Source organism: Paraburkholderia sp. BCC1886, assembly GCF_900996245.1.
Lineage (GTDB): Bacteria > Pseudomonadota > Gammaproteobacteria > Burkholderiales > Burkholderiaceae > Paraburkholderia.
This window is the reverse complement of record NZ_CAAJGK010000042.1, coordinates 44,070-69,221: the sequence shown is the minus strand read 5'-3', so window position 1 is coordinate 69,221 and position 25,152 is coordinate 44,070. Positions and strand designations below refer to the sequence as shown.

At 59.8% G+C, this 25,152-nt stretch carries 22 protein-coding genes; 8 read left to right on the top strand and 14 right to left on the bottom strand.

Annotated features, from left to right (window positions below; translation table 11 throughout):
* The first annotated feature begins 178 nt into the window (after window positions 1-178).
* The 6 genes from FQ746_RS12650 (at window position 179) to FQ746_RS12625 (ending at window position 5,888) form a co-directional block, all read left to right on the top strand.
* Entirely contained in the window at window positions 179-1,765 is a 1,587-nt protein-coding gene (locus tag FQ746_RS12650) for an amidohydrolase family protein (protein ID WP_144109727.1), read from the top strand.
* A gap of 50 nt (window positions 1,766-1,815) precedes the next feature.
* Window positions 1,816-2,838, top strand: a complete 1,023-nt coding sequence (locus FQ746_RS12645) for an ABC transporter substrate-binding protein (RefSeq protein WP_144109726.1) — start codon at window positions 1,816-1,818, stop codon at window positions 2,836-2,838.
* A complete protein-coding gene (locus tag FQ746_RS12640; protein ID WP_144109725.1) occupies window positions 2,835-3,638 on the top strand; it encodes an ABC transporter permease in 804 nt (267 codons plus the stop codon). Before FQ746_RS12645 ends, FQ746_RS12640 begins: the two co-directional genes overlap by 4 nt.
* Window positions 3,638-4,420 carry an ABC transporter ATP-binding protein gene (locus FQ746_RS12635; protein WP_144109724.1) on the top strand — a complete coding sequence of 261 codons (783 nt, stop codon included), beginning with the start codon at window positions 3,638-3,640 and terminating at the stop codon, window positions 4,418-4,420. Before FQ746_RS12640 ends, FQ746_RS12635 begins: the two co-directional genes overlap by 1 nt.
* 237 nt (window positions 4,421-4,657) lie before the next feature.
* Window positions 4,658-5,188: a helix-turn-helix domain-containing protein gene (locus FQ746_RS12630; RefSeq protein ID WP_186310717.1), complete on the top strand. Its 531-nt coding sequence runs from the start codon at window positions 4,658-4,660 to the stop codon at window positions 5,186-5,188.
* A gap of 25 nt (window positions 5,189-5,213) precedes the next feature.
* Entirely contained in the window at window positions 5,214-5,888 is a 675-nt protein-coding gene (locus tag FQ746_RS12625) for a nucleotidyl transferase AbiEii/AbiGii toxin family protein (RefSeq protein WP_186310716.1), read from the top strand.
* A gap of 72 nt (window positions 5,889-5,960) precedes the next feature.
* Here the strand turns inward: FQ746_RS12625 and FQ746_RS12620 are convergent, their stop codons facing one another.
* From FQ746_RS12620 to FQ746_RS12575, 10 genes are all read right to left on the bottom strand, one after another.
* Window positions 5,961-6,491, bottom strand: a complete 531-nt coding sequence (locus FQ746_RS12620; RefSeq protein WP_144109721.1) for a DUF2889 domain-containing protein — start codon at window positions 6,489-6,491, stop codon at window positions 5,961-5,963.
* Between the two features lie 69 nt (window positions 6,492-6,560).
* The gene (locus tag FQ746_RS12615) at window positions 6,561-7,373 is read right to left on the bottom strand and encodes an HpcH/HpaI aldolase/citrate lyase family protein (protein ID WP_144109720.1); all 813 of its coding nucleotides are present in this window, start codon (window positions 7,371-7,373) and stop codon (window positions 6,561-6,563) included.
* A gap of 20 nt (window positions 7,374-7,393) precedes the next feature.
* On the bottom strand, window positions 7,394-8,143 hold the full coding sequence (locus tag FQ746_RS12610) for a GntR family transcriptional regulator (RefSeq protein ID WP_144109719.1): 750 nt from the start codon (window positions 8,141-8,143) through the stop codon (window positions 7,394-7,396).
* A gap of 71 nt (window positions 8,144-8,214) precedes the next feature.
* Window positions 8,215-9,405 carry a CaiB/BaiF CoA transferase family protein gene (locus FQ746_RS12605; protein WP_144109718.1) on the bottom strand — a complete coding sequence of 397 codons (1,191 nt, stop codon included), beginning with the start codon at window positions 9,403-9,405 and terminating at the stop codon, window positions 8,215-8,217.
* Window positions 9,402-10,577, bottom strand: a complete 1,176-nt coding sequence (locus FQ746_RS12600) for an acyl-CoA dehydrogenase family protein (protein WP_144109717.1) — start codon at window positions 10,575-10,577, stop codon at window positions 9,402-9,404. The genes FQ746_RS12605 and FQ746_RS12600 overlap by 4 nt, the downstream gene beginning before the upstream one ends.
* A gap of 11 nt (window positions 10,578-10,588) precedes the next feature.
* Entirely contained in the window at window positions 10,589-11,977 is a 1,389-nt protein-coding gene (locus tag FQ746_RS12595; RefSeq protein WP_144109716.1) for an MmgE/PrpD family protein, read from the bottom strand.
* Window positions 11,974-13,320 carry an MFS transporter gene (locus FQ746_RS12590; RefSeq protein ID WP_260854007.1) on the bottom strand — a complete coding sequence of 449 codons (1,347 nt, stop codon included), beginning with the start codon at window positions 13,318-13,320 and terminating at the stop codon, window positions 11,974-11,976. Before FQ746_RS12590 ends, FQ746_RS12595 begins: the two co-directional genes overlap by 4 nt.
* 158 nt (window positions 13,321-13,478) lie before the next feature.
* Complete coding sequence (locus FQ746_RS12585) at window positions 13,479-13,979, bottom strand: MaoC family dehydratase (RefSeq protein WP_144109714.1); 501 nt, start codon at window positions 13,977-13,979, stop codon at window positions 13,479-13,481.
* A gap of 1,602 nt (window positions 13,980-15,581) precedes the next feature.
* On the bottom strand, window positions 15,582-16,565 hold the full coding sequence (locus FQ746_RS12580; protein WP_144109713.1) for a ParB/RepB/Spo0J family partition protein: 984 nt from the start codon (window positions 16,563-16,565) through the stop codon (window positions 15,582-15,584).
* Window positions 16,562-17,770 (bottom strand): ParA family protein, encoded by a 1,209-nt coding sequence (locus FQ746_RS12575; protein ID WP_144109712.1) that lies wholly within the window; start codon window positions 17,768-17,770, stop codon window positions 16,562-16,564. The genes FQ746_RS12580 and FQ746_RS12575 overlap by 4 nt, the downstream gene beginning before the upstream one ends.
* Window positions 17,771-18,568: 798 nt before the next feature.
* Between FQ746_RS12575 and FQ746_RS12570 the strand changes: the two genes are divergently transcribed.
* Both FQ746_RS12570 and FQ746_RS12565 read left to right on the top strand, forming a co-directional pair.
* Complete coding sequence (locus tag FQ746_RS12570) at window positions 18,569-19,945, top strand: replication initiation protein (protein WP_144109711.1); 1,377 nt, start codon at window positions 18,569-18,571, stop codon at window positions 19,943-19,945.
* A gap of 435 nt (window positions 19,946-20,380) precedes the next feature.
* Window positions 20,381-21,031, top strand: a complete 651-nt coding sequence (locus FQ746_RS12565) for a cysteine dioxygenase family protein (protein ID WP_144109710.1) — start codon at window positions 20,381-20,383, stop codon at window positions 21,029-21,031.
* A 55-nt stretch (window positions 21,032-21,086) separates the two neighbouring features.
* Here FQ746_RS12565 and FQ746_RS12560 read toward each other — a convergent pair whose 3' ends face one another.
* The 4 genes from FQ746_RS12560 to FQ746_RS12545 form a co-directional block, all read right to left on the bottom strand.
* A complete protein-coding gene (locus FQ746_RS12560) occupies window positions 21,087-21,578 on the bottom strand; it encodes a RidA family protein (protein WP_144109709.1) in 492 nt (163 codons plus the stop codon).
* Between the two features lie 267 nt (window positions 21,579-21,845).
* Window positions 21,846-22,178 carry a DUF4148 domain-containing protein gene (locus FQ746_RS12555; RefSeq protein WP_144109708.1) on the bottom strand — a complete coding sequence of 111 codons (333 nt, stop codon included), beginning with the start codon at window positions 22,176-22,178 and terminating at the stop codon, window positions 21,846-21,848.
* Window positions 22,179-22,392: 214 nt separating this feature from the next.
* Window positions 22,393-23,775 (bottom strand): MFS transporter, encoded by a 1,383-nt coding sequence (locus FQ746_RS12550; protein WP_144109707.1) that lies wholly within the window; start codon window positions 23,773-23,775, stop codon window positions 22,393-22,395.
* A 183-nt stretch (window positions 23,776-23,958) separates the two neighbouring features.
* The gene (locus tag FQ746_RS12545) at window positions 23,959-25,080 is read right to left on the bottom strand and encodes a TauD/TfdA family dioxygenase (protein WP_144109706.1); all 1,122 of its coding nucleotides are present in this window, start codon (window positions 25,078-25,080) and stop codon (window positions 23,959-23,961) included.
* Window positions 25,081-25,152: the final 72 nt, after the last annotated feature.

Below are 25,152 nucleotides of genomic sequence, written 5' to 3'. Positions count from 1 at the left end.
GCCCGGGTCGCATCGACATTCAATTGTCTCTTGCGCGAACGCCTATTGCGAAATAGCGATTTTTGACGCGTTGACGCGTTGAAAACTTTTCTTTAGAGTCGGTCCCGTTGAAGGAAGCGCTCCTCTGTCTCCCAGAGGATATCGGGTTGGCGTGCCCGTCCAGCAAAAGGTGATCGCGATGAGCGACAACCCTGTTGGGCCGGCGAAGACGTTATCGGCCCAGACAAGCGACGGTGTGGCACCCTTGACCGTCATCACGAACGCCCGCGTTCTGACCATGGATCCTGTAAGCCCGCACTACGACCGTGCGGACATCGTGATCGAACACGGCCGGATTCGCGAGATATGTCCCGATGCGTCGCGCCACCTCGCCGATGCGCACGTGATCGAAGGTGACGGACATCTCGTCATGCCGGGTTTGATCAATGCGCACTTCCATTCGCCGACCAATTTTCTGAAAGGCGCACTCGACAGTCTGCCGCTCGAACTCTTCATGCTCTACGAAGTGCCGTCGACTCCAGACGCGGCCATGTCCGCACGGGCCGCGTACGTGCGCACGCAGATCGGCGCCGCGGAGATGCTCAAGCTCGGCGTGACGTCCGTGCAGGACGATGCGTTCTTCCTGCCGATGCCAAGCGAGAGCGAGATCGACGCTGTGATGAGCGCCTACCGCGACATCGGTATGCGTGCGACCGTGGCGCTCGACCAACCCAACTTGCCCGAGATCGAGAAGCTCCCGTTCCTGGGCGAACTCGTTCCCGCCGATCTGAAGGCGCGCCTCGAAACGCCCGCGCCCATGCAGTCCGATGCGTTGCTGCAGCACTACCGCTATCTGATCGATACGTGGCATGAATCGAGCAATGGACGTTTGCGGGTCGCCGTATCGTGCTCGGCGCCACAGCGGGTTAGCGTCGACTATCTGCAGGGGCTCGATGCGCTGAGCCGCGCTCACGATCTGCCGTTCTACATTCACATGCTGGAGACCCGACTTCAGCGCGTATTCGGCGAGGTGTGTCTCAATGGCCGCTCGCTGATCCGGTACGTCGACGATCTCGGACTGTTGTCCGCGCGGATGAACGTCATCCACGCGGTGTGGATCGACGATGACGACATCGCCCTGCTGGCGCGCGCCGGTGCGCAGGTCATTCACAATCCGATCAGCAATCTCCGACTCGGCAGCGGCGTCATGCCGTTCAGGCGTCTCGTCCAGGCGGGCGTGCCGGTTGCACTTGGCTCCGACGAAATCATCGCGGACGACGCGGTCAACCTGTGGTCGGTCATGAAGACCGCCGCGCTGATCCACACGATCGGCGACCCCGATCCCGATCGCTGGCCGGTCGCGGGCGAAATCCTGCGCTGCATGTTCGAAGGGGGCGCTACCGCGATGCGTCAGGAACAGCGGCTCGGGCGTATCGCGCCCGGCTTTCAGGCCGATCTCGTGATGCTCGATCTGGATACGTTACCGTTCACGCCGCTCAACGATATCGCGCGCCAACTCGTGTACGCGGATGCCAGCCGGGCCATCGCGATGACGATGGTGGCAGGTCACGTCGTGATGCAGGACGGCCGGCTTCTGACCATCGACGAACCCGCCCTGCGCAAGGAGGCGCGCGCCATCATGGCGGCCGCCGCCGGACAGCGCGACAACCTGATGCGCGAAGCCGCCGAGTGGCTTCCGCACTACCGCGCCATGTACCAGAAGTCGCTCGCTGTCGATGTCCGCATGAACCGGTGGGTTGGCGACGCCAATCCCACTCGCAGCTGATTGTTCCTCTCCGCTATTTCCATCCTGTTTATTCGTTAGGGGTACCCGCTATGTTGCATCGCCTCGCACTTCAGCCCGCCGCACGTGCCGCGCTCGTCGCATTCACCCTGCTTGGCGCCGCTCAGGCAGCTCACGCAGAAGACAAAACCATTCGCGTGATCTGCAATAACTGGTCCGGATTCGCGCCGGTGTTCGTCGCCAGCGATCTCGGCTACTTCAGGAAGCTGGGATTGAACGTGTCGGTCAAATTCGACGACGAGCAGGCGGATGCACTCGCCGGGATTGCGCATGGCGATATCGAGGTCGACATGCGCACGGTCGACGACTACCAGCGGCGGCCGCGCGGACCGTCGACGCCGGGGGTGATGATCGGCACCATCGACGAATCGAACGGCGGCGATGGCGTGGTCGCGGACGGTTCGATCAAAACGGTGAGCGACCTGAAGGGCAAGGTCGTGGCGATGGAGACGGATATCCCAGCCTACCTGCTACTGCAACTCGAACTGAAGAAGGCGGGTCTCAGTTACAAGGACATGACCATCAAGCAAACAGCGGGCTCGGACGCGCTGTCCGTGTTCTCGGATCCGGGCGTGGCCGCAATCGGCACCTTCCAGCCCTTCATGAACAAGGCGGTCACGCTCGATGCGAAACGCGGGGCCCATATTCTCGTGTCGTCCGCGAGCTATCCTGGTACGATTGTCGACGCCATTATCGTCAACCAGTCGAAACTCAAAGCGGACCCGGTCGCGTACAAGAATTTCCTGATCGGCGTCTACAAGGCGATCGACTATTACAAGGCGAAGCCGGCGGATTTCATTCACGTTGCCGCGCCTCATTTCAACCTGAGCGACAAGGAATTCCAGGCGAGTATCGACGGCAGCCTCAGCTACACGTCGCTCGCGATGGCCAAACACTATCTCGGCGCACCCCAGCAGCCGGGTTCCCTTTACAAGACCTTCGATACGCTGATGCAACTGAATCTGGCAAACGGTGCGTCAGATCACACCCTGTCGGCAGCCGGTTCGTTCGATAGCTCTGCCCTGCAATCCATTTCCGCGACCGATCTCAAGTGACCCGACCGCTTCCCGCAGCTTTCGCTTTTCGCGGCAGTATCAGCCGCCGGGCCAACGTTCTGGTTGGCCTCGGCGCGAGCTTCACCGTGCTGTTGCTGTGGCAACTGGCGTCATGGAGCGGCTGGCTCGATTCCGCCTTTCTACCCTCCCCGGTCGAAATTGGGCGAAGCCTCTGGGTCATGACGCTCGAAGGGCAGATCGTCGGCAATGCACTGGTGTCGATCGGCCGTATTCTCGCAGCGTTCGCCCTCTCCGCGGGAATGGCCATTCCGATCGGTTTGCTGATGAGCAGCTACCGCCCAATCAACGCCGCGCTCGAACCGATCGTGGATTTCATCCGCTATCTGCCGACACCAGCGCTGGTGCCGATCAGCATCATCTGGTTTGGCGTTGGCGAAGAAACCAAGATCTTCCTGTTGTGGCTCGGCACGTTCTTTCAACTCGTGCTGCTGGTCGTGGACGATGCCAACCGGGTGCCGAACGAGTACATCGAAATTGCGCGCACGCTCGGCGCCCGGCCTTTCCAGATTCTCATGGATATCGCGTGGCGCGCGATGCTGCCGAACCTCGTCGACAATCTGCGCATTACGTTGGGCTGGTGCTGGACGTATCTCATCATCGCGGAAATCGTCGCGTCGGACAGCGGGCTTGGATTCGTCATCTGGAACGCGCGCCGTTATATGCAGACCGACCGCGTGATGGCGGGCGTCTTCGTGATCGGGCTGATCGGACTGGTCAGCGACCAGTTGATTCGCGCGCTGCATCGACGCCTGTTCGGTTACCTGAAGAGTACAGACTGATGAATATCCGAACGACCGATTACCTCGTCTTTGACGGCGTCACCAAGCGGTTTGGCGAATTGCCTGTAGTGGACGCGCCCTTCCATCTGACGATCCCGCGCAATCAGTTCGTCGTGTTTCTCGGCCCATCAGGATGCGGGAAAACGACCTTGATGCGGATGTCGGGTGGTCTCGACACACCCAGTACCGGCGAGATCCGTCTGGAGGGTGAACCAGTCGGCAAACCGGATCAGCGACGCGGCATGGTGTTCCAGTCGTACTCGTCGTTCCCGTGGCTGACGGTCGGCCAGAATGTGGCATTCGGAATGCGCTACAGGCCCGATCTGAGCAGCAAGGAAAAGCGCCGTCGTACCGAGCATTACCTTCGTCTCGTCGGGCTGCACGAGTTTGCCGACACGTACCCGAACCGGATTTCGGGTGGCATGCGTCAGCGCGTTGCGATTGCCCGCACACTCGCGGCAGGCTCGGAAGTGCTGCTGATGGACGAGCCGTTCGGCGCGCTCGACGCGCAACGGCGCGAACAGCTTCAGGTGGAATTGCGCCGGATCCAGAGCGAGGAATCGCGTACGGTGATCTTCGTGACGCACGATGTGGAGGAAGCGGTCTTTCTTGCCGACCGCATCATCATGTTCTCGCCGCGTCCCACGCGGATCATCGCAGACATCGACGTGACGGCTGAGCTGGGCGCGACGCGCACGCTCGCGTTGAGAGATAGCGACACGTTCTTCCATATGAAGACGAAGATCATTCAGGCAGTTCGGGAGATGGAAGTGGCGGTGTAGTGGTGCGGTGGATTTCAGCGCGCACGGATGCGATGGCGAAATTCGTGTAGTTGGCTGTTTCATGCCGGCAAGGTGTGACCGAAGGTTATCGAGGTAGCTTGCCGGGACTGACGGTTAGTTGCGTTGTGGGTCGCGCCTACTGCGAGACGAACGTTTTACCACCAAGCATCATCTTCGATTGATAAATAAATCAACCATGCTAGACTCTGGTTGATGCTTTTATCAACCGGAGGGTTCGTGTCGGAATCAGCGGTTTCCTCGGTCATCGTCGATATTCTGGATGAAGCCGACCGGCAAGGTCTCTCCCAGAAGGCACTGGCGGCGGCATCGGGTATTCAGGAAGAATCGCTTTCCCGCCTGAAAAAGCGCGGCAACGCACGGCTCGATGTCATCGGGCGACTGGCCGATGCAACTGGACTTCGCCTTGCAGTCGTACCTCGCACGGCGCCAGTCGCTTCTACGAGGCAGGTGGATCACCCTGCCCCTCCAGACGACATACGTGCCCCTGTGAAGACTTTCCGCGAGAAGTACCCTGCGCTGGTCTGGTCCAATCGCCAGGCCGACGATGTCGTCTTTATCCGGCGCGCCCTGCTGGATCCCCAGTTTCCCGTGCTGCTCGATGCCGCGCTCGAATTCGGCATGGACAGGCTCGAAGAAGAATGGCGCCAGCTTCTCGGGGAAGATTCCGTCGAAGCCCGCCGTGCCGCACCCGTCAACAGCCGCCTACTGACTAACCTTCGCCGTGGATACGACAAAACTTCGCGCTGACACCCGGGCAGTATGGGAGGTGCTCGTGCATCATCCGCTACTGCGCGGCTTTGTCCTGATCGGCGGCACTGCGCTGACGCTGCGCATCGGGCACCGGGTCAGCGAAGATCTGGACTTTGCTTTCGTGAAGGCAAAGCTGCCGCGCACGCGGATCAAACTCATGGCGAGCGAGCTTCCTCGCTCCGGAGTTTCGCTGGAGCCGGTGCGCAGCCCAGTAGCAGAAGAAGAGTTTCTCGACTCCGGCCTGGACCTGGCGGACTACCAGCAGAATTTCATCGCCAACGGGACGGTCAAGATTTCGTTGATCTGTCTGGACCCACCCGCCAGCAGGATCATCACCGGCGAGACCGATGAGCCACTGCGGGTCGCGTCCATGGACGAAGTATTCGCCACCAAATGCGTCGTTTGCGCAGAGCGTTCAAAAACACGAGACTGGTTCGACCTGTACGTGCTCATGACACAACATGGCTACGGCTTTCAAGACTTCTACCGGACTTTCGCGCGGCTCGGTTTCCTGAACGGCTATGCGAACGCAGCCATGCGCCTGCGCAAGTGCGTTCCCGATCTGGACGACCCCGGCTACGAGCAGCTATTACAGACCGCTCCCTCACTCGAAGAATTGCGCACATTTTTCAATGCCAACCTCGATGAACTCGAAGTCGATCTCGCAACGAATGCCTTCCTGGCTAAAGGGCGGTGACGCAGATAGAAGCGGCCGAATGAGCCAAGGCGTGCGGCCTTCCATGGTGGCATCGCGGTGGATAAGGCCTGCTCAACTCTCCTGCGCGACGCCCGGCCGGAACCACTTGGGATAAAACGTCCGCACCGCTTCGCCATCGCTGACTAGCGCATGACAGCCGTTTATCTGGAACGGCTGGCTCTCGTTCAACGCGTTGATTTCTTCGCTCATCGTCTGGAAGGCGGCCGTCGCCACGCCGCCGATCAACTCGGTCAAATGCGTGCACCCGTTGACCCCGCCAAACAGTTTTCGTGTCTCCCGCATGAAGCCCGCTTCGAGTTTCAGGCCGATCAGTTTCTTATAGTCCGGGGCAATAAGCTCGCAAAAACCTTCATACGGCACGACTTCCGACTCTGCATGAGCATCGACGATGAGCAGATCGAGATTCACCGTGATTCGTAGCCGCATTTCGTGGATCGCATCGCCGGCACGGCGCACGACGCCATTTGAATTGCGATCGTAAGTCTTGGTGTCCTTGAGATGCCCCTCGATGTCGTAAAGACCATCGGCCCGCTTGTAGCCGGTCAGCTCGATACGACGTGTATGCAGGAGTTCGCGTTCCATTTCGGGGTTAAACCTCGTTGGGCAGTTCCGGGACAGCGGTGATCTTCAAGGCTCGCTTGCCCGGGCAAATCAGATATCGGCAACAATGCGCTTCGCGCGATCGACGATCGGCTTGTCGACCAGTTTGCCGTCGACGGCGATGGCCCCACGCGGATTTTCCGCGAGCTTTGCCAGCACCCGTTCGGCCCATGCACGATCCGCGTCGCTCGGCGCGAACCCGCGATTGACAAGGTCAACCTGTTTTGGATGGATGCACAATTTGCCCCCGAATCCGAAGCGGCGTCCTGCCGCGACATCTTCGGAAATGAGCGCGGCGTCGTCCACGCTCAGCGTCACGCCGTCCACCGGCGGCGGCAGATTGGCATAACGTGATTCGATAACGAATTGCGAGCGGACATAATCCAGTTCCCGATCTGTACCGTCGACGCCTGCATCCACACAGTAATCGAACGAGCCGAACGCGAGGCGCGATACGGCTTTCTCATTGGCGATATTACGCATCTGCACGATGCCGGTAACGCTTTCGATCAGCGCGATAAGCGTGACTTCGGCACCGCAGCGCACGGCGATATCGGCGAGTTCGCTTGCATTCTCCGCTTTGGGGACCATTACGTTCGTGAGGCCCGCCGTGCGCAGCATGCTCACGTCGTCCTCATGCCACGGCGTGCCGAACGCATTCACGCGCACGACCACTCGTGACCGATGGGCTTTAGGCAGTGCGTCGCCGAGCCACGCAGATAGTCCTTCGCGCGCAGCCACTTTCGCGTCGGGATTGACTGCGTCTTCCAGATCGATCACCACCTGGTGCGCGGCGCTCGCCAGTGCTTTTTCGAATCGCTCCGGGCGGTCGCCGGGCACGAACAGATAACTACGTAACGCCATGTGGTTCTCCATGAACGGCACTAAGCGGCGTTCCACCCTCGCTGAAAGGTCTCGGAGTAGGTAAAACGATCCGCAGGATGAATGTTGACGGACACTTCGACAATCTGGCCGCGCCGGTTGAAATAGGAGCGGCACAGCCGCAGCGCCGGTGAATTCGCTTTCGCGTTGACGAGCTTTGCAATATGCGACGGCAAGGCCATCGCGCGGATATCCTGCTCCACCTCCGCAATCTGTTCACCGAACTGGCGCTCGATCATCGTGTAGATGGGCATTTGTGGCTGGCTTTCGACGACGTCGAGCGAGCGGAACGCGGGCTGGATGAAGACCTCGGTGTGGCAGATGGGATCGGAACTATTCGGCGAGCGCCGCAGGAATTCGATTCGCAGCCAGGTTTCGCCAGGCTTCGCGCGCGTGATATCGCACAGCACCGGGTCGTTGATCTCGACAGTCGTCTTCGAAAGAAACTCGAGCGTCGTATCGGCGGTGTAGCGATGCAGATCGCTCAACTGCTGCATGACCTGCCGATAACTGTTCTCGGTTCGCACCGCCTTCACGGTCGTGCCCACTCCTGCCTGCCGAACCACCATGCCCAACTGCACGAGTTGCTTGACCGCCTCACGAACGGTCGAACGGCTCGCGCCGAACTGCTCGCACAGCTCGAACTCGGTTGGAATGGTCGATCCGACCGGATAACGGCCACTCTGGATTTCGTTGACGAGGGTTTGTGCCAACTGCATGTAACGCGGTTGCTGATTTAATACGGTGACCATCGGCTCTCGCATGAGAATGGATGAAGGGAGCGTGTGCGCCCCACTCCACCCGTCGCCGAAGCGGTCGGACTTCATTGCACGACGGCATTCTTACGGAGCGAGGCAATACGCTCGCTATCGTAACCGAGTTCAGCGAGCAGCCTGTCCGTGTCCTGGCCGAGTTCCGGCGCGGCACGCAAGGGCAACGGCTCGTCCACGCGCACGGGCGCGGCGACGCCGCGAATCTTGCCGAAACGCGGATGCTCGGCATCGACCACGCCAGCGCGTTCGGCCACGAACGGATTGTCGAGTGCCTGCTTGACGTCGTACACCGGTGCGGCCGGCACCTGGCCACCGAAGCGTTTGAGCCATTCGTCCGTGCTTGCCGTCGACAATGCGGCATCGAGTTCTTTCTCGACCAGTTCGCGGTTCTCGAGTCGGGCCTTGAAGTTGTTGAAACGCGGATCGGTGATCCACGAAGGTTTATCGAGCACCTCGGCGAGCACGCCCCAGAACTTCTCCTTGTTGCACATGAGGAAGATCCAGCCGTCCTTCGTCTTGTACAACTGGCTCGGCGTCAACGATGGATGCGCCGAGCGGCGGTCGCGTCCGGTGACCACATCGCCATTCAGATACCAGGTCGCCACGTAGGCGAGATTGTGCAAGGCGACGTCGAACAGGCTCACGTCCAAATCGCGGCCGATACCGGTTGCGCGTGCCTGCACGATCCCGGCCAGCAGCGCCATCGCGGCGGTGGTGCCGGTCATCAGATCGATGATCGACAATCCGAAACGCGCCGGCGGACTGTCCGGTTCACCGGTCACGGACAGATAACCGGCCTCGGCCTGCATCAGGTAGTCGTAACCGGGCCACGCCGCGCGGCTACCGGTGCGTCCATAGGCGGACAGGTGCGCACAGACGATGGACGGATTGGCTTCCTTGAGCTGCTCGTAGGTCAGTCCGAGTTTAACGGGCAGGTCGCCGCGCAGATTGTTGAACACCGCATCGCTCGTTTTAACCAGGTCGAGCAGCACCGCGCGCGCGTCGTCTTTTTTCAGGTCGAGCGTGAGACTGCATTTATTGCGGTTGAATGCCTCGAAGAAATGGCTATCGCCTTCGCCGAAGAAGTGAGGGCCCACGGCCCGACCCACGTCACCCCCTTCGCGGAAGTTTTCCACCTTGATGATTTCCGCGCCGAGGTCGGCGAGATGCTGGGTCGCAAACGGACCCGCACCATACTGTTCGACCGCGACGATGCGCACACCGGAGAGAGGTAAGGTCATATCGGGTTCCTGGCGATCAGATTCTTTGCGATGATGATCCGCTGCATTTCGTTGGTGCCCTCGCCGATGCATAAAAGCGGCGCGTCGCGATACAGACGCTCGACGTTGAACTCCTTGGAGTAACCGTAGGCACCGTGAATGCGCATGGCTTCGATACTGTTTTCAAGGCCGGCTTCGGTCGCGAAATATTTCGCCATGCCGGCTTCCATATCGCAACGCTCGCCACGGTCGTAGGCGTTCGCCGCGGCTTCGGTCAGAAGACGGGCCGCCTGCACGCGCGTCGCCATTTCACCGAGCTTGAGGGCGATGGCCTGGTGTTCGCAGATCGGTTTGCCGAACGTCTTGCGCTGTTGCGAGTACGAGACCGCTTCGTCGAGCGCGGCCTGCGCCACGCCGACACCGCGCGCCGCCACGTTGATGCGGCCCAGTTCGAGTCCGCCGAGAATCTGTTTCAGGCCACGGCCTTCTTCCCCGCCGATCACGTTCGCCACCGGCACTCGAAAGTCGGTGAAGGTCAGCTCACAGGTGTCGATTCCCTTGTAGCCGAGCTTCTCGAGCTTGCGGCTCACTTCGAAACCAGGTCCCTTCTCCACGATCAGCAGGCTCATGCCCTTATGACGCGGCTCGGCCTTCGGATCGGTCTTCACGAGCAATGCCAGCACGTTGCCGTGAAGACTGTTCGTGATCCAGGTCTTGCTGCCGTTGACGATGTAGCTGTCGCCATCGCGACGCGCCACGGTGCGGATCGCCTGCAGGTCGGTCCCGCAATCCGGCTCGGTCAGACCGATTCCGCCGCGCAGTTCACCGGTCGCCATACGCGGCAGATAGTCCTGCTTCTGCTGCTCCGTGCCGTTGCGCTGCACAGTCATCGCCATGATGAGGTGCGAATTGACGATGCCGCTCACCGACATCCACACCGCGGAGATCCTGTCGACGATCTTCGCGTAGGTCGCAGTCGAGAGACCCAGGCCGCCATACTCCGGCGCGATCAGGCAACCGAACAGACCCATGGCCTTCATCTTTTCGACGATCTCGTGCGGGTATTCGTCGGCAGCCTCGAGTGCGTGAACATAGGGCTTCACTTCGGTCTTCAGGAAGCGGTCCAGCATGTCGAGGATCAGTTCCTCGTTGGCTCTCGCTTCTTCGGTTGTTTCTATATCGATGGTAGCCATGCAAACTCCTGTTAGCTGGAATGGCGCAGCGCACCCGCGAGCGCGGATACGGATGAACGTTCGAGGTCGAGCACGGCGTCGCGCACCTGCGCGGCCCGCTCGCGGGACACCACGCGCTGCGCGTTGTCGAAAAACTTCGCGACGATTTCGTCGTTGGTGAGCGGCCGGTCCGGCGAGCCGCGATTGATCGCCTCGCGGTGAGCGAAGCGGCGGCCGTCGCGCGTAAAGACCACGACCTCGCCCGTGTAGTGACGCGGGAACGTCGAATCGGTATCGACCTCGTAGTCGATGCGCTGGGCGAGCGCCAGAACCGCCGGATCGGCGAGCGCGGCATCGTCGAGATCGTCCAGCGTGAAGCGGCCTTTCAACAGACCGACCGCCACGATGTACGGAATGCTGAACTGCGCGTCGTAGCTGTTCTGCGGGCGCTTCTTGTTGGCCACCGGCTCGCAGATCACGTCGACCGTCGGGCCCGGCACGCGGACCACGACGTTTTCGATGTCGGCGGCCTTCAGTCCGTGTTGGCGGTGGACTTCGATCGCAGCGTCCGAAGCGGCATGCGTGAAGTGGCAGGCGGGGATCGGTTTCAACGCGACGTTGTCGATTTCCCATTGCTCGCCGAGGCCGGCTGTCGCGAGACTCAGGTCGGGCGTGGCGTCGTCGTTCAGATGCAGTGCGTAGAGACCGTAGCGGCCTTCATAGGGTGCGCCGGGGCCCACGAAACCGCGTCGCGCCAACGACGCCGCCGTGGTGCCGGCGACCGCGGCCCAACCTGGATGGAGGCGTTTGGTCCACGCGCCGTCTTGCAGAAACTCGAGACTGCCCGACGCCATCGACAGCGCGATCCCTTGCGCGTGGATCGCCTGATTTTCGTCGAGGCCGAGCAGACGCGCAGCGCCCAGTGTGCAACCGAACGCGCCGGCGAGCCCGGTCGGATGGAACCCCGCCTTGTGGAATCCGCTCAGCGCCACCGTGCCGACGCGCGTCGACACTTCCATTGCGCAAAGATAGGCGGCCAGCATGTCGGCGCCGCTTGCGTTCTCGCGCTCGCCAAGGCCGAAGACGCAGGGCAATGCGCTCGCCGTCGAGTGGATGACGCCACGCGCATGGGTATCGTCGAAGTCGAGCCCGTGTATCAGCAGACCGTTGAGCAACATCGCATCGCGCAGTGCAAGCCGCTCGCGATGAGCGAAGACCGAGGCGTGACCTTCTCCGTCGCTCAGGTCCTGCAACGCAGCGAGCGTCACATGGGCGTAGCCGAGCGGTGCGGTCGCGAAGGCGAGGCCGATGCTGTCCAGCATCAGATGTTTGGCACGTTCACGGACCGCTTGCGGGACGTCGGAAAGTTGCAGGTTTCGCGTGAAGCGGGCCAATGTGGCCGAGATAGTCGTGCGGGTCATCGTGTCATGCCTCCATGGCCGAAGTCGAGCTCCGGGTTGATTGCGTCTTCATCCGGCGACGCGGCTTCCAGCGAATACTGGTTTGCGTCCACACCCAGCGAGAGCACCGCGATGATCAGCAACACGAGCACGCCCGACACCATGCCGAGCACGCCGTACAGTCCGAAGCGGGCGTACAGCAGCACGGCGATATACGAAGTCGTCATGGAGGCAAGTCGCCCGCACACCCCTGCCGCGCCAGTGCCGCGTAAGCGCAGGGCGGTCGGGAAAAGCTCCGGAACGTAGCCGAACAGACCGAGCGTGACGATCGCGAAGATGCAACTGACCAGCACGAAGCCGACGCTTGCGATCGCGACATTGGCGGACATCTGCGGATAGATGAAGCCGAGTACGATCGTCGCGGCGGCGAAGAACACGAGGCCTTTCGCGCGGCCCAGGCGATCGGCCGAGAGAAAGCCAAGCACGGCACCGAAAGGTGCGCCGATCGACATCAGCGTCGTGAAGCCTAGCGAGGTCACGATGTCCCGCCCTTCCCGGATGAAGAACGTCGGCAACCAGGCAACGAAGCCGTACACCGCGATGTTCACTGCGACCGCGGTCAGCGCCGCCGTCAGGGTCCGGCCGATCATGCCGCTACGAAACAGCGCGCTGAACGGTAATTGCGGCACTTCGAGGTCTTGCGTTCGAGGGCACTCCGGGAGCGGGCCGCGTTGCTTCTCGACTTCTGCTTCGATCGCGCTCACGGTGCGTTCGGCGTCGTCGAGACGGCCCACCGATTCGAGCCAGCGCGGCGACTCCGGCATGCTGTGGCGCAGCGCCCATACGATCAGCGCGCCGATTCCCGCGATGCCGAACATCCACCGCCAGCCGAGCAGCGGGATCACGACATAGCCGACGCTGGTCGCAATCACCAGGCCGGAGTTGACGATCAGTCCGAGCAGGGAGATCCATCGACCGCGATAGGCCGGAGGGATGAATTCGCACAACGTGCCTGCCGCGACGACGAGTTCTGCGCCGAGCCCGATGCCCATCAGGAAACGACAGGCGATCAGCCAGTTGATGCTCGGCGCGAAGGCCGCGACGATCGACATCACGCCGAAAAGTGCGAGGTTGAATTGATACGAGGATCGGCGACCGAACCGGTCGCCGAGATAACCAGAAAGTCCGGCGCCGATCACCATGCCGCAAAAGCCGGCGGAGACGAACAGGGCGTTGAGTTGCAGGGTCGAGAAACCCTGCTTGAGCATGGCCGCCGACACACCGCCGGCGAGATAGACGTCAAACGCGTCGAGGCACGCGCCGGCGCTGATGAGGCCGAGAATCTTCCAATGGAATCGCGCCATGGGAAGTCTGTCGAGGCGTGCGCCTGAGCTTACGAGTTGGCTCACAAGTGTCTCCAATCCTGTGACGACATGATCGGATGCGTTCGCTCTGATGGCGATTGGGCAACCGAACGGAATTGCCTGCGTCAGGCAGGCGCGCTTTTTTTGGCTTGCTGGATTCAGTCGCCTGTGCCGTGACCCTGCTTTGCAATCAGTGCGGTACGGACGAAGTCCATCACCGGCGTGCCGTCCTGTTTGAACGCTCTCGTATGGACGGTGACGATGCCTTGCGTGGGACGCGATTTAGATTCGCGCTTTTCCAACACTTCGGATTCGGCATAGAGCGTGTCACCGCAGAACACCGGACCGGTCAGCTTGATTTCTTTCCAGCCCAGATTGGCGATTGCCTTTCCGCTGACGTCGTTCACCGACATGCCGAGCACGATGGCGACGGTCAGGCCGCTGTTCACCAGCAGTTGACCGAACTCGCTCTTCGCTGCGTGCGCCGCATCGCAGTGCATTGGATGGAAGTTCATTGTCAGCAGCGAGAAATGGATGTTGTCGGCCTCGGTGATAGTGCGGCCGGGTCGGTGTTCGTAGATATCACCTACAGTGAATTCTTCGAAGTACCGGCCGTAGCTTGCCCGGTATCGTTGATTGCCTACCTCTTCTGCTTGCATGCTTTGACTCCGTTGATTTGTTTGGTTGTTTGTACGGACAAAGTATGGTGCTGGGGTGATGGGTGGTCAAGGGGCTGGGGGTAGGTAGTTGTACGGGGTGGGTTTGAAGGCGACGGGTGGTTTGGAGTGGTGGTTGTGCTGACTTAAGGCTATGGCGGAGTTGCTTGGTGTGTAGTGACGCCCTCTGAAATAAACTACAGATTACGTATTTTTTGTTACATCCATTTCTGACGAGGGTCGAATGTGTTCGTGAAAGACGGATTTGGTTGATGGTCGGGGTAGGTTTGGGGTTTCTTGCCTAAAATGCGTGAAACATTGTTGTTTTATCTTGTTTTTTCTGTTTTAAATCATGGGTTTATTTCTATCTCCAACTGATTCGTGATGTTTCACGGCATGAATATCCAATAGGGGTGAGGCTTTTGACACAAGCTAGCGGAAAGGCCAAGTATCTTCGTCAATTATTCGGCACGAGGTCCTGAAACCCTGATGCCGTTGCGAGTCGGATCGGCGTTTAGTTTGGATTAGTCTCGATCTTGTCTTCTGCGGTTACTGCGGGTAAATGGCATGCGCGCATGTTGGGACGCCGCTGCACGCAACGTGCGGGCTTCTTCATCGTGACGCTGGAAGATAAAACGAACGAAGCGCTAATTGATGAGCGGTGACCGATGTGCGTCTGATAGCACATTTGTGGGCACCCGAATCACCGGTGCATCGCGCTGATCGGTGACAGGTTAAAGCCACGCCCCGCGGCCGTGGTTCGTCGAGAATATTCTGCAGATTGTTGACCTAGCCAAGCTATATCGAGCAGGTACTCTGCGATGTTTGAGTTAGCTGCGCTCCTTTCAAGGCTAGAGAGAATCGCTTTGACCGCCTATCTGCGCCGAGATGTGGCTGCGGTCATCTACTACCCGAATCCATAAATCTCGTTTAGCGCGATTCTTCTTGCGTCAGATCTCGTCCCCAAGACTGGTTGATCTTCCAGGTAATCGCTTCGATGACGCCATTCGCAGCGTAGATATCGGGTCGGTGATAAGGCCGGCGTACCCGTGTTCGTCGATTTCGACGTCTGTCGAAATCGAATATTTTCAAGGCGGCGCTTTCGGGTGTGACAACTCACGTTCCTCTCTGCGCCCTCGCGTCAGCGCGGAATTGAACCGTGGCGCGATACTCCTTGCGTGCGGCTGCGGCCCGCGGCGCAAGCCCTGAAAGATCGCCTGCGCTGAAATGCTATCTTGGGCTAACGGCGCGAAGTCGATGTAAACGCGGTCCAGAGCTGCGTCGCTTTGCCCAAACAATCCGTGAAAAGATAGTTGGCTGCGTATGCAAATGATGTCATGGCTCAATGAAATCCGACTCGTGCGCGACATGGGACGACACCGATTGCTAGGCAAGTTGCACGGAGGAAAACCCTCGACTCGACATCAACTACGTGTGTCCCCAATGGGGACACACGTAGTATGTGAAGTGAAGAGACTGTCCAACGAAACAATTTCGCTGGATCAGTGCAAGACTCTTCGAAGGCCGTTCCAGCCATAAAAAAAGCCCGAGTAAGCTCGGGCTTGTCCCACCAGTCAGTGTCCCCATTGGGGACACTCACACAGACTATTCAGACGTACCACTGCTCGCACTAAAAAGCTGGCCGATCAATTTTCGGATTTCAGCCTCCTTGTCGGCTGTCAGCATCCCTGCCCGAATCTTCACTGTGAAACCAACCGCATCTTTCGTAATCGATCCCGCCTGATTTTTTCCAGAGAAAATCTTTTCTATGCTTCGGTCGCTGACGCTCGTCGACACCCCGTTCTCACTCTCCACGGCCTGCTTGATTGTCCTGGCAAGTTTGGATTGATCCAGATCACCAGCAACCAGCTTTCCCCAAACACCACGTGCAATCTCCAGTGCTCGCGTATCCCGATCCCGCAGCGCAGAGACCACCCCTTCGGCAGCGTGCGCCCCAATCAACCGAGGCTGAATGTCCAGATCACTCACGACAAAATCTGGGAGATCGCCAAACGCAAGATATCGGTACAGTTCCGACCGGGATACCCCCAAGGCCTCCGCCATACGTTTGCGGTTAGGAAACTCCTTTTCGGTCCTGCGGATAGAGCGCGAAATTTCGTAGTCGGATAAATCTTCCCGAGCCACGTTTTCGACAAGCGCCAGCATCGCCATCTCTTCATCCGAGAGATCGATGATGACGACCTTAATCGCTTCCTTTCCGATCATCTTGTGTGCACGCCAGCGCCTTTCCCCAGCTACGATCTGATAGCCCTGCGCAGATCGCCGAACAACAATCGGCTGCACCAACCCGGCTTCACGAATCGATTCCGCGAGTTGCGTCAGCTTCGCTTCGTTGAATAGCTGCCGCGGCTGCCACGGATTCGGAACGATATCCGTCACCGGGATTTCGGTCGATGCCCCAGCACGCTCGAGTTCGACGATTCGCTGCTGCGCCTGCGCCAACGCTCCCGCCATCCCCGGAGCCGTGCGCGGACTGGACGGCTTGTCCTGTTGATGGTCAAGCTGGATGTCTTTCGCTGCCCGCACTTCGGCGGTCTTGCTCATCATGCGCTCACGCAGATTACTCATTTCCCAGCCCTCCATTGCGCCACGTACTGATCGTCGATCCACTTGCAATAATCGAGCAACGGCTGCTTGACCCGCGCCAATGTCTTCGCGACAGCATCAGATCGAGACAAATCGAAAACCGTCGAAAATGCCAGTGCGCCGTTACTCATTACCGAACTCGAAGGAACCTCGGTTGTATGAAGCCAATCGCCATACGCACGCTGAGACCAGGATCGAACGACCGGTGCAGACGAGGTTGTCCCATAATCCACCCGCGACAAAAGAATAGAAATAAAGTCGTACGTCTTGTCGACTTCGTGTTCGACAAACCCGTTCGCGACCTCGGCGAACAACGACCAGAACGAAACCGACGAAATAAAATCGAGACTCTCCGGCACCAGCGGCATCACCATTGAATCGGCAGCCATTAACCCGTTGAGTGTCATGTACGAAAGGGACGGCGCTGTGTCCAGGATGATGTAATCGTATTGCGCGCGAAGTGGTTCAATTCCTTTCCGTAGCACCGACCAGAACTCAAAGCCAGGGCTTGTCTTCTGCGCCGTCGGCAAGTGGAACTCCGCGTCGTGCAGATAGTTATGCGCCGGGATCACATCGAGTCCGTCCCAGTAAGTGCTCTGCACTTTCGAACCAAGACCGCCTTCAATATCCGGATCATAAATGTAGGGAAGAACGGTATCCTCCCAAGTCACGTCCTTCTCGGCATACAAGCCGCACAATTCCGAAAGCGAGGCCTGCGGGTCAAGGTCGATGAGCAGGACCTTTCGACCCCTCAGGCTCAAACCTTGGCCGATGCACATGGTCGTCGTCGTCTTGCACGAACCGCCTTTGAAGTTCGCTGTAATCAGCACGCGCCCTCGTTGCTCGCGCGTGCCGGTCACAAGCGGAGTTTGATAAACGTCGGAAACCTGTTGAACCCAGGTTCGCACGTCCTTGAGAGAGAATATGCGCGCGCGCCCTGTACCGTGCGCTTCACCCGGCGGCAGATCCGAACCTTCTTTCGTCGCCAGGTAATTGATCTTCTGCCGGTCAATGCCGCACAGATCGGACAACTCGCCTATCGTGAACACAGGTGCCGTCTTCCGTGGCCGCGGTGCCAGTATCTGATCGCGCAATTCATCGGTCATTACGGACAACCGCTGGGCAAACTCCCCGAGGTTGGAAAGCTTCACGCGTCGGTCGATTCCTGGCAACTCGCTCAAACTCATCAGATCCATCCTTTTTCAGTCGACGGTGAGGTGTTTGCTTCACACCTACCGCATATTTCCACGGTTTTACGCCTACTAGACGCCGAACCGTAGAATACTCGCTGGCTTCCAGAATAGCTATAAGGTTGAAACGAAATTCAGCAATCTCAATAAATAAAATACGCGTGAATTCAACAGCTTGGATAAATGACGTAACCCGGAGGGCCAGCATCTTCCAATTCAAGCTATGAACTTAAACTAGGACCAACACAGAACACCTCACCTTGGCCGCCACGAAAACATCCCAGAACGGAAGCGATTCCAGGGAATAGCACAATTCGCCTCACCTTAGAATCGCCGCGCAATCATCCTTCGTGCTCAAGAACACTGAACAAAAAGGCGACGACTGCACCAATGCGCATCCAGTCCATCTCCAATCAATTCCAGCACTCTAAGCTCAGAATCTGAAGACCGGTTTGTTGGTGTTTACACAAAATACAGAACCAACCTACTAACCACAGCAAACCAGAACGTTCATTAAATCAGACACTTAAGTTAAGAAAGTGAGGCGATTTGTGCCGAAGGTGATGTTAATTGAGCAGCAAAGTGCAGTGTTTACAACGGCAAGGTGAGACAGATAGTGCTGGCAAGGTGAGGTTTCCTGGCCGCATAGGTGAGATGAAATGTGTACCGGGTTCAGGGTAGGTGAGGCGTTTTGTGAAAACCACCCAACCAAGGTGAGGTGATCTGTGTTGACAGCGCACTTTGCTCTCGTTACCGTACCGCCACATCGATGAAACCAGCGGGCAGGGAGGCGCAATGGCGACAGCAGGGCAGGTGGCCACGTCCAGACAACTGGCGCTGGCGCTATTCGACGACACGAACGCACAAGGGCTGCCGCTCGATGCGGCACGCTCCGACATTGGCTTCGCGCGCAAGAACGTTCTGATCCGGATTATCGACCTGGGCGTTGCTGCGCGCCGTCTGATCGACGCCGCGTATTTTATCGTTGCGCAGGAGGAGCAGGTCCGCGACCTGTACGACGTCGAACTCGACTACTTCAAATGGCTGATGCGCTATTCGAGTCGCAACAACGCGCACCTCGAACAGGTCATCACCGAATCCCAGCGCGCGCTGATTCAGGCGACCGCGTCGCCAGACGCAGACGGCGTCAAACCCTTCGGATCGGTCCAGCTGATCGGTCGCATCTCGTACGCGGGTGGCCGCTTTCAGTTCCGGGTTCCGCCTGATCTGATCGGGATAATCCGTGGTCCAGGCAAGTCGCACTGGCTGAGCTTGCGCATCACCTCGCTTTTTACGCTCAGCTACGCGCGGGTTATGTACGACCACCTGCTCCCGTACGCGGACGAAGGTATCACCGGCTGGTTCGAACTCGACGAGCTGCGTTCGTGGCAGGGAGCGATCGGTGCGAAAGCGCAGGAATTCAAATATTTCAAGCGCGATTGGCTCGCGCCGGCTACCGAGCAGATCAATGAAGTCTCTGACCTGACGCTCGCCTACGAGACGCGTAACGAACCCGGCTCGCGAAAAATCGGCCGTCTGCGTTTCCGGATTCAGCGCAAGGAAATGGCCGAGCGCGTGCTGCATACGCACGAGCAGGCCCAGGAACTCTACAAGACCCTGAAGCAGGAGATCGGGCTGTCCAGCGCGCAGTTGAATCAGATTGCCGCGGATCGCGACACCTACACCGATGAGCGACTCGAACAGGCGATCGAGCGAACGCGCTTCAGCCTTAAGATGGGAAAGGTCTCGAAAAGCCCGGCCGGCTTTTTCATGAAAGCACTGAAAGAGCAATGGGTCGTCTCCGACGCCGAGCGCCAGATGGTCGAAACTCAGGAAACGATCGCCATGTCGTCCAGACGTGAGAGCGAAGAAAAAGAACAGCAGCACACGCGGATGGCACTGCGAATCGCCGCGCAGAACGTGCGCGCGCAGGACCGTATGGTCGACGAAATCCGGCGCGGATGGGAAGCCTACGAAGCGGCCACGCAGAAGCAGCGAGAGGACTGGCGCAGGACCTATAAAGGCACGCCGGCCGGCCGGCTGACACTGCGCCGCCTGGGTATCGATCCTGTCGCCGAACTGGCCGAAGCAATCATCCAGCAGTACCCCGACCTCAAGGACGGGTTCGCCGGCTATGTATTCAACAAGGTGAAGCCCGCCGTCAATCGCTAGCGTGAAGATGTAGGCGCAGCAGGGCACAAGACTGGCCCACGGCACCGGACCATAACCCGCTACATCAACAAGCACGCCGCCATGATGTTCCACGACCTGATCTCCGCAACGCAGAACAATTCGAGTTCCCGGCGCGAGAGCGCTCATGCGATCCGGAACTGCCGCTGCGCGACGCAACATTTGTGAAAAGCCCCCACTCGACTAGCGGCGCGTGAACGTAACCAATCGACGACGTATTCACGCCCGATATGTTGACGACGTGTTAGTTCAGGAAACCTCACCCCACTCTGTGGCGCAGCGGAGTTCACTTAGCGGGCCCACCGATAAGTTTCTAAGCATTCCTTGGTTCACGAACCCGATAAATATTCCTAAGATGACGTGCGGCTGGGCGAACACAAGCATGTCCCCTTATTTCCGCGTTCTATTCGCCGGACCATGACCACCACTATCACCACCACCACGATCACTCACGAAACCAGCGAGACCGTCCGCACCGGGCGCCGCGAAGCCGTCGAGGCGCTGCTTGCCGACGCACGCCGGATCATTTCGGAGAAGGGCGTCACGCGCGCCGCGCTGGATTCGCTCAGCGAGCGGCTGGTGGAACTCGCGACGCACCACTCGCTGTTCGATGCGGCCGACTTTCCGCCGCCGCAGCCTGGCAGCGGCGACACGTCGACGCGCTACCGGCTCAATCCGGACGAAGACGGCTTCGCGCTTTATCTAAATTCGTTGCTGCCGGGCAAGACGACGATTCCCCATAACCACGATACGTGGGCCGTGATTGCCGCGATCGAAGGAGCGGAACTGAATCGCATCTATCGGCGGATCGACGACGGCCGTGACGCGGATAGCGCCAGGCTGCAACTGGTGCAGGAGGTGGTGGTGCGCCCGGGCGTGCCGATCGCGTTCCTGCCCGATGACATTCATAGCATCCACGTCGGTGGTGCCGAACCGACGCTGCACTTCCATCTTTACGGTCGGCCGTTGGAGAGCTTGACGGGACGTCTCGGCTTCGAACCGGGCACGGGGAAAGTCGTGCGGTATAACGCGACGCATATGCAACGCGCGACGCAGGCGGTCGGCTGAGTGGCCCACGCCAACACGCTGAGCGGGGCGCCGGACAGCGGTTAGCGATTAGCGGTTAGCGAACCTCGAAAATCGCCTCGACTTCGACAGCCGCGGCGGCAGGAAGCGAAGCAACCCCAACTGCCGTGCGCGCATGTCTACCGCGTTCTCCGAACACTTCGAAGAACAGATCGGAGGCACCGTTGATCACCTTGGGCACATCGGGATACCCCGGCGTCGCATACACGAATCCGCCGACGCGCTGGCAACACACGACGCGATCGAGATCGCCGTCGAGTGCGAGGTGTAAGGACGCAAGAAGATTGAGGGCGCAGATCTGGGCGGCCTGCTGCCCGGCCTTCAGATCGTGGACCTCGCCTACTGGCCCCGAGAATTTCACCTCGCCTTCCCACTCGCAAATCTGCCCTGACAAAAAAATCAGCTGACCGTAGCGGGAGAAGGGTTTGAACGCGCCGCGCGGAGACGGCACTTTTGGCAACGCGAGGCCGAGCGCTTTCAGTCGTGCGAGGGCGGTGCCGGACGAAGGATGGGACGTCGATGCTGTCATGTGCGTAGGGGGCAGGACGAAACGGATAGGAGGCCCGGACTGCGGTGGGGAACGCCATGATGATAATCGAGCCGGTCAAAGCACCGTTAGGACCGTGGCGATAGAGAGATGGGGAAAAAGAGCCCAGAGAAAAACGCCGGGCGAAACCACCAGATCATCTGGCAGTGGAGGTATTGCGACGCAACGGGTTCGCTGTCGGCGTATCCGGCGGCGAACCCGTTGGGTGAGACGAAGTGAGACGCTTACTTTATCGAGCGACTTCGAAGCTTATTGACCGAAGTACACCGAATGCGCGTCGGTACCGACTGCGGCGTTGCCGTGGCTGCGGACACCCGAAGCCGACGAACCGCTCACGACACCACCGAAGCCAGACTGATCAGCTTGAGCAACCGGATTCTGTGCAGCAACCCGTGCTTCGGCAGCCTGGATGTCGGTCGGATAATACGGATCGGACACGCCCGGACGATAACCGGCTTTTTCTACCTGAATCAACTGAGCGCGAACTTCTGCGCGGGTGAGCGGCTGGTTCGATTGTGCGAACGATGCAACCGGAGCAGCGAGGACGAGTGCAACAGCAACAGCCTTGATGAGCGAGTTCATGGTAACTACCTCCAGAAATTGTTTTATGTGGCGTTGCAAACAACGTTTGTCTGCAACCCATGGACGTAGTCTAGGGAGGTTGCGTGTTAGGGTAAATACTTAATACCTGAATAGATTGTTGCAGATCGCGAGACAAAGCGAGAGCTAGGCCCATCCCCCCGATAGACCCACTACAAAACGCGTAATGAAGCCGTGCCGAATGAGTCGCGCGGAATCATCTGCGCGAAAACTGCGCAACGACCGGTTCAAGCGAGCCGGACGCTTCCTCGATCACTTCGAGCGAGCGCGAGCGGGTCTCGACACCGAAACCGAACACCACCAGCGCCTGCAGCACGAGCAGCATGGCCACACTGAACGCCACGTAGCGAATCCCACCCGCCTGATAAACCAGTAGCGTGATACCCGGTGCGCAGAACGATGCAATCCGACCGACCACCGCGCAGAATCCGTTGCCGCGAAGCCGGTAGCGCGTGCCGAACAGTTCAGGGATATAGCACGCGACCGCCAGTGCGACGATCGCATACAAGCAGCAGAACAGCAGGAAGCCCATCACCGCGGCCATCATCGGCGAAGTCGACAGCGCGTAGCTGACGCCCATCGCCGCGCCGATCAGCGACGCGATGGTGATGCAGCGGCGCCGCCCGAACCGGTCCGTACAGAGCACGCCGATGCCGGCGCCAACCGGTCCGCCGAGCGACATCAACATGCTGTAACCGAGCGACGACGACAGGCTCAAGCCCTGTTTCAGCAGAAACGTCGGCACCCACGTGACGAAGCTGTAAATCGCAATGCCGATCACGACCGAAATGGTCGTACCGACCAGCGTGCGCGTCCAGATTTCGCGTGAGAACAGCACGGACAGCGGCGGCATCGGTGTGTGTTCCATCAGCGTGGGCGGCGTTTCGGGCGCACGATAATCCGCCCCATGAATATCGGCCTCGATCTTCGCGACGATCCGGTCGGCTTCGTCGAGCCGACCTTCACCCGCGAGCCAGCGAGGCGATTCGGGCATCGACTTGCGCGCGACCCAGACGAGCAGCGCGCCCGCGCCGGAGACGAAGAACATCGACCGCCAGCCCCATAGCGGAATCAGAAAATAGCCCGCCAGCGACGACACGAATAGCGCGCTGTTCGTGACCAGCGCGAGCAGGGCCGAGTAGCGTCCGCGATGCTTCGGAGGAATGATTTCGATCAACGTCGAATAGCCGACGACGATCTCCGCGCCGAGCCCGACGCCCATGATCAGCCGCAATGCAATCAGCCACGGCATGGAGGACGCGAAGCCGGCCGCGACCGAAGCCAGCCCGAACACCAGCAGATTCGCCTGGTAGGTAAAGCGGCGTCCGAAGCGATCGCCGAGCAGTCCCGCGAGACTGCCGCCGATCGCCATGCCGATAAAAGTGGACGAGATGAAAAAGCCGTTGAGCCGCAGGTTCGACATGCCGCCATGCACGAGCGCGCCGAGCACGGAGCCCGCGAGCGTGATGTCGAAACTGTCGAAGAACATGCCGGCCGCGATCAGCCACAGCATGCGCCGATGAAATGCGCTGAGCGGCAATGCGTCCAGCCGCAGGCCGATGGATTCCGCTGATGCCATGTCGTCTCCGTATTTATCTTATGGTGGGGCCGTGCTGTGTCGTCGGGCGTCAGCCGGTTCGATCGACGAACCGGCTGCACAGCGGCGCGACGCCAGTCGCCCAGTTCCTGCATATCTTGCATCGACGAACCATCCGTGCGGCGTCCGCGATGATCGCGGCGATCGCCGGCAGGCCGTAATCGATCAGACCGTCACCACTGAAGGCGATGAAGACGCTATCGGCGCCCATTCTTTCAGCGCCATCCCCATATACGCCGCCTGGCGAATCTCGTACGCCTCGAAGGCCGCCGAACGATGACTGCCGCGCAAGCCGCCGCGAACCGCACCCGCCCGCACGTCGCCGAAATATTCGAGCCAGTTCTCAGGCAGCGGCTGGGCATCGGGGATGCCGAGCCACAGGCGCAACAAGTGCCGCTTCCTGTCGGGCTCTTCATAGTCGTCGAAGCTCGTGCGCGAGTGGATCGTCACGTAATTGTTCAGCAACTGCAGGTCGCCCGGTTCGAGCGACATCGAGAAGCAGAAGCGCGGGTCGATCATCAGTTCGTCGAGCAGATCGAGTGCTTCACTCTGCGCATCGGACAGTCGCGGCACGTCGTCGAAATCGCGTTGAGCGGCGACGATGTTCTTGCGGTTCGTGCGCATCGCAAAGCAGTCCGGCTGGTTGCCGATGATCGGGCAGCAGTAGTAGGGCGGTTGCGCCGCGTCCTGCGCGCCCTGATAGCTGAAGTAGAACGGCCCGCGCAGAACTTCGGCGAGATCCGGCCGTCGACGCTGCATTTCGTCGAACACGGCCATCGAGCTGACCACCTTGCTCTCTCCGCCTTGCCGCGCAGCGCGGCGGCACAGCAGACCGACCACGTCGCAGGAATCCATATGGAAGTCGAGCGACGCGTTGGTGTTGTAGCCCCGGCCGTTGGTGGCCTTGTAGACCGAGCCGACGTCGCGGACGTCGTTGAGAATATCGCTCGCGCGATTCTGTGTGCGCGCCACGCCCAGGTGCAGGCCCATTCCCCAGTACGCGAGGCGCGTCTCGTCCTCGCTCCAGCGTTCCACGGGAAAACCCTTGAGCAGACACATGCCCCAGCGCGCCTGCGTGGTGTCGAGCGCCCGCCTGAGTGCGTCGCGCGACACCGCGGGCAGCGGGAAATCAGCGGGCGTCAGTTCCAGAAGCGGCCGCTCGAGCGCTTTCGCATGCGCGAGCGCGGCGTCGAACCCGGCGACTTCGTCGGCGCTCAGGCGCTGGATCCACGACGTGTCGTTGTCTGCCTCGGCCGCTAGCCACGGAACAGGTCTGAAGGTGTACATGAAGCAGTGTCTCCGGATGTCGTTGTGTTGAAAAAAGTATAGGCTCGGCGGATAGTCAACAAAAGTGACTTT

Bases quoted from the DNA above. Each gene is read 5' to 3' on its own strand.
- FQ746_RS12590 (WP_260854007.1), bottom strand. From the start codon at position 13,320: ATGGCGCGATTCCATTGGAAGATTCTCGGCCTCATCAGCGCCGGCGCG.
- FQ746_RS12575 (WP_144109712.1), bottom strand. From the start codon at position 17,770: ATGAGTTTGAGCGAGTTGCCAGGAATCGACCGACGCGTGAAGCTTTCC.
- FQ746_RS12610 (WP_144109719.1), bottom strand. From the start codon at position 8,143: ATGGTCACCGTATTAAATCAGCAACCGCGTTACATGCAGTTGGCACAA.
- FQ746_RS12560 (WP_144109709.1), bottom strand. From the start codon at position 21,578: ATGACAGCATCGACGTCCCATCCTTCGTCCGGCACCGCCCTCGCACGA.
- FQ746_RS12605 (WP_144109718.1), bottom strand. From the start codon at position 9,405: ATGACCTTACCTCTCTCCGGTGTGCGCATCGTCGCGGTCGAACAGTAT.
- FQ746_RS12565 (WP_144109710.1), top strand. From the start codon at position 20,381: ATGACCACCACTATCACCACCACCACGATCACTCACGAAACCAGCGAG.
- FQ746_RS12615 (WP_144109720.1), bottom strand. From the start codon at position 7,373: ATGGCGTTACGTAGTTATCTGTTCGTGCCCGGCGACCGCCCGGAGCGA.
- FQ746_RS12595 (WP_144109716.1), bottom strand. From the start codon at position 11,977: ATGACCCGCACGACTATCTCGGCCACATTGGCCCGCTTCACGCGAAAC.
- FQ746_RS12620 (WP_144109721.1), bottom strand. From the start codon at position 6,491: ATGGAACGCGAACTCCTGCATACACGTCGTATCGAGCTGACCGGCTAC.
- FQ746_RS12545 (WP_144109706.1), bottom strand. From the start codon at position 25,080: ATGTACACCTTCAGACCTGTTCCGTGGCTAGCGGCCGAGGCAGACAAC.
- FQ746_RS12650 (WP_144109727.1), top strand. From the start codon at position 179: ATGAGCGACAACCCTGTTGGGCCGGCGAAGACGTTATCGGCCCAGACA.
- FQ746_RS12635 (WP_144109724.1), top strand. From the start codon at position 3,638: ATGAATATCCGAACGACCGATTACCTCGTCTTTGACGGCGTCACCAAG.
- FQ746_RS12600 (WP_144109717.1), bottom strand. From the start codon at position 10,577: ATGGCTACCATCGATATAGAAACAACCGAAGAAGCGAGAGCCAACGAG.
- FQ746_RS12555 (WP_144109708.1), bottom strand. From the start codon at position 22,178: ATGAACTCGCTCATCAAGGCTGTTGCTGTTGCACTCGTCCTCGCTGCT.
- FQ746_RS12645 (WP_144109726.1), top strand. From the start codon at position 1,816: ATGTTGCATCGCCTCGCACTTCAGCCCGCCGCACGTGCCGCGCTCGTC.
- FQ746_RS12585 (WP_144109714.1), bottom strand. From the start codon at position 13,979: ATGCAAGCAGAAGAGGTAGGCAATCAACGATACCGGGCAAGCTACGGC.
- FQ746_RS12570 (WP_144109711.1), top strand. From the start codon at position 18,569: ATGGCGACAGCAGGGCAGGTGGCCACGTCCAGACAACTGGCGCTGGCG.
- FQ746_RS12580 (WP_144109713.1), bottom strand. From the start codon at position 16,565: ATGAGTAATCTGCGTGAGCGCATGATGAGCAAGACCGCCGAAGTGCGG.
- FQ746_RS12550 (WP_144109707.1), bottom strand. From the start codon at position 23,775: ATGGCATCAGCGGAATCCATCGGCCTGCGGCTGGACGCATTGCCGCTC.